Raw genomic sequence first — 6,962 nt, forward strand, 5'->3', positions numbered from 1 at the left:
AATCTCCTTCTAATTAGTGGCAAAGTATAACAAAATGCATTAACTTGCACAAACAAAGACCGCTCTTTCCCTTGTTTTCTTTTCGGAACCCTGCCGAGCCGGCTCTCAACCTCCTGGAAGCGATGCAAAGGAGGTCGGTCCTGGGCTCCCGTCGCTTTCAGACACTTGACGTAAAGTGAACTTGCCGGCTCTTGCCTTCCGTCCGGTCCACAAGTACACTTCTGGTTCACAGAAGAAGAGGATTGACATGATCAAGACAATGCGCGACGCGGCTCACAACTATCCCTGGTTGCTCAAATCCATCATGGGGCTCTTAGCTGTCGCCTTCGTGATTACGATGGGATGGTGGGGATTCGGAGAACAAGCAGGCGGACCCGTCGCCAAGGTCGGAGAGCAATCTGTCTCACTCGACGAATTTAAGCGCACCTACGAAAACATGCGCCGCATTTACAAAGAAAATGTTAAGACCGATTTTAAAGAGGAAGAGTTCAAGGAATTCGTCGTCGGACAACTCGTCGATAGTCGTGTCTGGATCATCGCGGCTGAGGAAATGGGCGTGAGGGTTTCCGATGCCGATTTGCGCGAACTGATCATGCAGACTCCGGCCTTTCAGAAGAACGGAGCCTTCGACCCTGAGCTCTACCGACGCATTCTGGCAGCCAATCATCTCACCCCGGCGTCGTTTGAATCGATCCAGCACCAGGAAGTCCTGGCTAATAAAGCTCGAATGATTGTGCGAGACTCCGTTGCCTTGACCCCGGCGGAGATTGCCGAAGGTCAGTCCCTCATGACCAGGCCGCAAGATTCAGACCCTGCCAAGGCGGCAGATGCCAAACAGCGGGTGCTGGATGACATGCTGTTGCAGAAGCAACAACGGGCCCTCGTGTCATTCCAACAGTCCATGAAGGCCAAGCTGCCGATCACCATCCGCAGAGAATTGCTGTAAAGTCACACTTCGTCTTTGTTGAGCCATGCCGGATCAGCAAGCAGCTAGATAATCAACATGGCGTCGCCGTAGCTGTAGAAGCGGTAACGCTCTTTGACCGCGTCTTCGTACACGGCCCGCATCCGTTCGATCCCGGCAAAGGCGGAGACCAGCATCAATAATGTAGTCCGCGGTAGGTGAAAGTTCGTCATGAGGGCATCGACGACCTTGAACTGGAACCCGGGCGTCATGAAAAGTCGACTTTCTCCGGACATGGGAACCATCTCTCCCTTCTCTTTCATGACGGTTTCAAGCGCACGGACAACCGTGGTGCCGACGGCCGTTACCCGGCCACCGGCCCGTTTCGTCTGCACGATCGCCCTGGCAGTGCCTTCGCTCACAGTGAACGCCTCGGCTCCCATTTGGTGATCCTCAATCTGTTCGGTTTTCACGGGCCTGAACGTGCCGGGACCGACATGGAGGGTCCCGGCCGCAATTTTGATGCCCGACACGTTCAGCCGCTGAAACAGTTCCTCCGTAAAGTGAAGCCCGGCAGTCGGTGAGGCAACCGCGCCCTCATGCTTGGCAAAGACCGTCTGATACCACTGATGATCTTCTACAGTCGGCGCTCGCTTGATGTACGGAGGCAGCGGCATGACTCCTCGTGCTTCAAATAATCGTGTGACAGGCGCCGGACTATCCATCGCCACCTCAGTGCCTGTCGTATCCCGCTTTACGATGGTCGCGCGCGTCTGCTGATCAAACTCGATGACCTCGCCGATATGGAAGGTGCCTTTGACCATGATCTCCCATCGTCCTTCACCCATATTTCTTACGAACAATACCTCGACCGGTGTTCCTGTCCGTCTTTTGATTCCGGGCACCCGTGCAGCCAGGACCTTCGTGTCATTTACGATCAGCAAATCACCCGGCTTGAGCATGGACGGGAGATCCGTGACACGGCGATGCGCAAATCTATCGGTTTGGCGATCGAGGAACAGCAACCGGGCGTGATCACGAGGGTGAACCGGCTGCAACGCGACCAGGGAAGGGTCGAAGGAGAAGTCGAACTCGGAGAGTTGCATCAGGAAGAAGGGGCCGAAGGAACAGGAGGTGCCTGAGTCAATGACGCATCCCGAAGCTCCGTCCCAGGATAGTAGTAGCCAAGAATGCTCGAAAACGAATAGCCTAACTCTGCCAGCTCTTTCGCACCCCACTGGCAAAGACCGACCGCGTGACCGGCGCCGTAGCCGGAGATGATGACCTCCTGCCCGAACGACTCAACAGCAAATTGCGTACTGGGTATCACCGCGTACCCCACCGCTTTACGCAGGTCTTCGCCCCGTATTGTCAACTCCCCGCTCGAGTGCACAATCCGCAGTGTCGCCACTCGCCCGGCGCGACTATAAGCAAGCGGCGTGATGGCCGAGATTGTTCCCACGGCAAATCCTTGTTGGCGCAAATTCTTCTCCAAGGTGCCGATTTTCCATGAAACCTTCCACTGATAATACGGAGACTCGATGTCGAATGGGCATTCCACGCCCTTCAAATACGGGAGATCCTTCGACCACACAACCATGGCATCCTCCGTGATCCCTGCAGCGGTGGAAGAAAACGCGGCATAGATCGGAGCGCCTTGGTACGTCATAACCAGTCCTCTGGTGGATTCCACCGCTTCCACCACCCGTGCGTCGATACCTTGGCGGCCGCGATACACCTGATCTTGAATCCCCGCCACGACATCGTAGTCCCGCGTGGAGCTGAGCATGTGCTGATACAACGCATATGTGCGAGTAGCGACTGCCTGAACCTTCAGCATCTCAGGGTGCCAAGCCGGGTTCACTTCCGCCGGCACCACACCCTTGACATACTCCTCCAAATCGACATGATTGACGAGAAGCAGTCCCTTTCCTCGCCGAACGAGCTGGATCAACCCACTGATTTGCAGCGCGCCTTTGTCATCGCTTGCAAAAAGCGCTGTTCTCTTGCCGTTCCCGTTCAGCCAGAGTTTGAGGTCGTGATTTCCCGCCCGCAGCGTCAGTTGATCGCTCACCACCGGTTTACCGTTGAGGATCAGTGCATGGCCACGCACCTTGATTCGTAAGACAGGCCGATAGGACCATGCTTGATTATGTTCGTCAGTCACCCAAATGGTCTGATCGGTATGCACCTCCAACTGCTGGACATCACGGGTCAACAGCACGCGAATTGATTGCGCAGCATGGCTCTCTGGAAGCATGGCCGGGCCAAGGGCAAGGCCCAGTCCGACAGCTCCGGCCAAAAGCCGTGCGGTTATCATCGGCGGAAGAACCATCCTACGAGATAGAATAGCAGACTTAGAATGAGACTGAGGACGATACTTGTCGCGATAGGAAAATAGAAGCTGAAGTTCTCACGTTTGATGGAGATGTCACCAGGAAGTTTGCCGAGCCAACTAAAAACGCTCCCTAATCCGGGAATTCGGTCCACCATGACCATGAAAACCCCGAGCGCAGCAATACCGAGGCCTATTCCGATCAGAACCTTGCCGAAGGTCCATTCCGGCATCAACGTTCATCCCATGAGCGGAGTACCCAACAGTCCCGTGATATGGCGCACAGCCCTAGCCGTTCACCAGGCATTCTGCGATTTGAATAGCGTTCAGTGCCGCTCCTTTGCGGAGATTGTCGGAGACAACCCAGAGGTTGAGACCATTCGCGATCGATTCATCCTCCCGCACACGGCCGACGTAGACCTCATCTTTCCCGGTCGCATCGAGCGGCATCGGGTACAGCTTCTTTACCGGATCGTCGTAGACAATTACGCCGGGCATGGCCGCCAGCGCGGCACGCGCCTCGTTTGCCTTCAGGGGACGCTCTAATTCAACGTTAATCGCCTCGGAATGACAGCGCAACACGGGCACTCGTACCGTTGTCGCCGTTACCCGAATTCCGGGCATACCGAGTATCTTTCGAGTCTCTCTCTCGATCTTGACTTCCTCCGAACAGTTCCCTCCCTCGTTGAACGAGCCGATGTGCGGCAACAGATTGAAGGCGATCTGGTAGGGATAGACCTTGGTCGTGACGTCTCGAAACGCCAACAAATCTTTCGTTTGATCCATTAGCTCATCCATGGCCGCCGCTCCGGTCCCTGACACCGATTGAAAGGTCGTGACGACCACACGCTTCACCCCTACCGCATCGTGAAGCGGCTTGAGCGCCATGACCAACGGCGTGGTCGTACAGTTGGGAATGGAAACGATTCCTTTAGGCATGGCGCGTAAGGCGGCAACATTCACCTCCGGAACCACCAAAGGAACTTGATCGTCCATGCGGAATACGGCACTATCGTCGATCACGGCAATACCGGCCGCTCCCAGTCGTTGACCATAATCTTTGCTGATGGCATCCGTCGCAGAAATAAACGCCAGATCGACGCCCTCGAACGACGAAGATTCCGTCAACTCTTCAACCTCCCACTCCTTGTCTTGGCACGTCATCACCCCACCGGCAGATCGTTTTGACGCGAAGAGCCGGAGGCCCGCCAGCGGGAATTTCCTCTCTTCCAAGATTTCAAGCGTTTCCTTTCCGACCGCGCCGGTCGCGCCAAGAATCGCCACCATGTACCCTGGTTTCTGCTTGATCATGAAGCGCTTACTCCAATGCCAATACGCGAATTCGATGATTGAAGGTGTCGGCCACCAGCAGCGTTCCGTCGCGATCGACAACGATACCGAATGGGTAACACAAACTTGCTTCTCGTGCGAGGCCTCCATCGCCGGAATAGGATGGAACTCCTTGCCCCGCCACGCAAAACGCCGCTCCGGATGCCCCATCCCACTGCCGGATGAGGTGATTGTCTGAATCGGTCAGAAAAAGACGTTCCTCATGATCAACTGCAATTCCTGTCGGTCGCGAAAGGCTGGGCGAGGGGATATCCGACGACTCATACCGATAGAGTTCGCCGTCACCGGCCGCCGTGGTCATCAACCCTGACGAAAGCTCAAGGCATCGGACTCGGCCATTGAACGTGTCGGCAATATATAGCCGGTTGCCCACCAAAGCCAATCCGCTCGGACCGGCAAGGGTCGTGTCAATAGCCAGCTTCCCTTCTCCGTCGTACGCCGCAATTCCTGTTCCCGCAACTCTTTGAATCACACCTGTCTTGAGATCTACCATCCGTACGCAATGATTGCTTTGATCGGCGATATAGAGTTGCCTTCCTCTGTCGTCAATTGCCAGCGCCGCCGGTTCATTGAGCGCAGCCTGATGTGCCGGGCCGCCATCACCCGAGAATCGAGCCTGACCAGTTCCGGCCAGCGTTGATATGATGCCCGTTTCCGAATCGACCATCCGTATGCGATGGTTCATCGTATCGGCGATATATAAATTCCCGTCCCGGTCAACAGCAACTGCCGTAGGGAAGTTCAGCTGCGCCTGCACTGCCGTCCCGCCGTCTCCGCCATACCGCTTGATAGACGCGGCTTGTTGATTCGTCCAATACCGGACAGTCCCACTCAAATCGGCTTGCTGAGTAAACTTCGCCGAACCGGTTTCGCCCGCGCCATCGGCCAAAGGGTCTTCATGAGTGCGCAGGACTGGTGAGTCCCGCTCCACGGCCGAACCCATGTGTTCATCCCTTGACATGCCGGCTACTGTTGAGATGACACCGGTCGCGCGATCGACTTTGCGAACGACATGATTTTCGGAATCAGCCACATAGACATTGCCATGGCAATCGATCGTCACGCCCTTCGGCTCATTCAAACGGGCCTGTATTGAAGGTCCGCCGTCTCCCGTATAACCGGACTCGCCGTTGCCGACGAGTGTTTTGATTATCCTTGCGGAAAGAAGGGTTGCCATAATTCTGAACCGTGACTAATTCAAGTTTCGGACAATTGCCTCACCCATCTCCACAGTGCCGACGATCTTCGCTCCCGGACTCTGAATATCTTTGGTCCGATATCCAAGGTCGAGTGTTTTCATGATGGCCTGTTCGACAGCTTCCGCTTCCTTATCAAGTTGAAAGGCATATGACAGCATCATGGCGGCTGATGAGATCGTCGCAATCGGATTGGCGATATTTTTCCCGGCAATATCCGGAGCGCTCCCATGAATCGGCTCAAAGAGGCCGATCTTGGCCCCGATACTCGCCGACGGCAACATACCGATCGATCCGGTCAGCATCGCCGCTTCATCGCTCAGAATGTCTCCGAATATGTTGTTGCAGAGCAGTACGTCGAATTGTCGCGGGTTCCGCACCAGCTGCATCGCCGCATTATCCACGTAGATATGCCCCAGTTCGACATCCGGGTAGGAGGAGTGGACATCAATGACCACTTTTCGCCAAAGTTCGGACGATTCCAACACATTCGCTTTATCGACCGAGGTGACTTTCTTGTGCCTTTTCCGTGCCGCCTCGAAGGCAACCTTGGCGATCCGCCGGACTTCTTCCGTCGAATAGACTTCCGTATTGATCCCTCGCTCTTCACCATTGGGCAACTTTTCGATTCCCTTCGGTTTTCCGAAATAGATGCCTCCGGTGAGCTCGCGGATCACGAGGATGTCGATTCCCTCGACAACCTCACGCTTCAACGTGGACGCCTCCACCAGATTCGAATAGAGCTTGGCCGGCCTCAAATTGGCATAAAGCCCCAAAGCTTCCCGGATTCCGAGCAGTGCGCGCTCCGGCCGCAGACTGTACTCCAAGCTTTCCCAGCGGGGTCCCCCGACGGCGCCCAGCAAGACGGCATCGCTTTGCTTGGCTAGCGCCAATGTGTCTTTTGGAAGCGGCACACCCACTTTATCGATCGCCTGCCCGCCGATATCGGCTGTGACAAATTCGAATGAGTGCCCGTACTTCTCGGCAACAGCCTTTAGGACCTTTATGGCTTCGGGAATGATCTCGCGCCCGACTCCATCACCGGGCAGCACTGCAATCTTGGCCTTCACTATTGCTCCTTTCGATGATTCCATCGGCCCATGGCTTATTCCAGTATCGTTTCATCTTCAAGCCGCCAGGCCGGATCGACGAGACACAGGAATTCGACATCGGTCTC

General features: G+C 55.5%; 7 protein-coding genes. 1 reads left to right on the forward strand and 6 read right to left on the reverse strand.

What is annotated here, in order from left to right:
• Positions 1-247 precede the first annotated feature (247 nt).
• Entirely contained in the window at positions 248-946 is a 699-nt protein-coding gene (locus ACOSYY_RS07200) for a SurA N-terminal domain-containing protein (protein WP_421661587.1), read from the forward strand.
• Between the two features lie 44 nt (positions 947-990).
• Here ACOSYY_RS07200 and queA read toward each other — a convergent pair whose 3' ends face one another.
• From queA to leuB, 6 genes are read right to left on the reverse strand one after another with little or no spacing between them, the layout of a single operon-like run.
• Positions 991-2,010: a tRNA preQ1(34) S-adenosylmethionine ribosyltransferase-isomerase QueA gene (gene queA / locus ACOSYY_RS07205; RefSeq protein ID WP_421661588.1), complete on the reverse strand. Its 1,020-nt coding sequence runs from the start codon at positions 2,008-2,010 to the stop codon at positions 991-993.
• Positions 2,010-3,224 (reverse strand): SpoIID/LytB domain-containing protein, encoded by a 1,215-nt coding sequence (locus ACOSYY_RS07210; RefSeq protein WP_421661589.1) that lies wholly within the window; start codon positions 3,222-3,224, stop codon positions 2,010-2,012. The genes queA and ACOSYY_RS07210 overlap by 1 nt, the downstream gene beginning before the upstream one ends.
• Positions 3,221-3,472, reverse strand: a complete 252-nt coding sequence (locus ACOSYY_RS07215; RefSeq protein ID WP_421661590.1) for a DUF2905 domain-containing protein — start codon at positions 3,470-3,472, stop codon at positions 3,221-3,223. Before ACOSYY_RS07215 ends, ACOSYY_RS07210 begins: the two co-directional genes overlap by 4 nt.
• Positions 3,473-3,527: 55 nt before the next feature.
• Positions 3,528-4,550, reverse strand: a complete 1,023-nt coding sequence (locus tag ACOSYY_RS07220) for an aspartate-semialdehyde dehydrogenase (RefSeq protein ID WP_421661591.1) — start codon at positions 4,548-4,550, stop codon at positions 3,528-3,530.
• 7 nt (positions 4,551-4,557) lie between these two features.
• On the reverse strand, positions 4,558-5,766 hold the full coding sequence (locus tag ACOSYY_RS07225) for an NHL domain-containing protein (protein WP_421661592.1): 1,209 nt from the start codon (positions 5,764-5,766) through the stop codon (positions 4,558-4,560).
• 15 nt (positions 5,767-5,781) lie between these two features.
• On the reverse strand, positions 5,782-6,855 hold the full coding sequence (leuB, locus tag ACOSYY_RS07230) for a 3-isopropylmalate dehydrogenase (RefSeq protein WP_421661593.1): 1,074 nt from the start codon (positions 6,853-6,855) through the stop codon (positions 5,782-5,784).
• Between the last annotated feature and the right edge of the window lie 107 nt (positions 6,856-6,962).

This window comes from Nitrospira sp. BLG_2 (assembly GCF_049222245.1).

Coding starts and splice junctions, on each gene's coding strand:
- queA (WP_421661588.1), bottom strand. CDS start 2,010: ATGCAACTCTCCGAGTTCGACTTCTCCTTCGACCCTTCCCTGGTCGCG.
- ACOSYY_RS07200 (WP_421661587.1), top strand. CDS start 248: ATGATCAAGACAATGCGCGACGCGGCTCACAACTATCCCTGGTTGCTC.
- ACOSYY_RS07215 (WP_421661590.1), bottom strand. CDS start 3,472: ATGCCGGAATGGACCTTCGGCAAGGTTCTGATCGGAATAGGCCTCGGT.
- ACOSYY_RS07225 (WP_421661592.1), bottom strand. CDS start 5,766: ATGGCAACCCTTCTTTCCGCAAGGATAATCAAAACACTCGTCGGCAAC.
- ACOSYY_RS07210 (WP_421661589.1), bottom strand. CDS start 3,224: ATGATAACCGCACGGCTTTTGGCCGGAGCTGTCGGACTGGGCCTTGCC.
- ACOSYY_RS07220 (WP_421661591.1), bottom strand. CDS start 4,550: ATGATCAAGCAGAAACCAGGGTACATGGTGGCGATTCTTGGCGCGACC.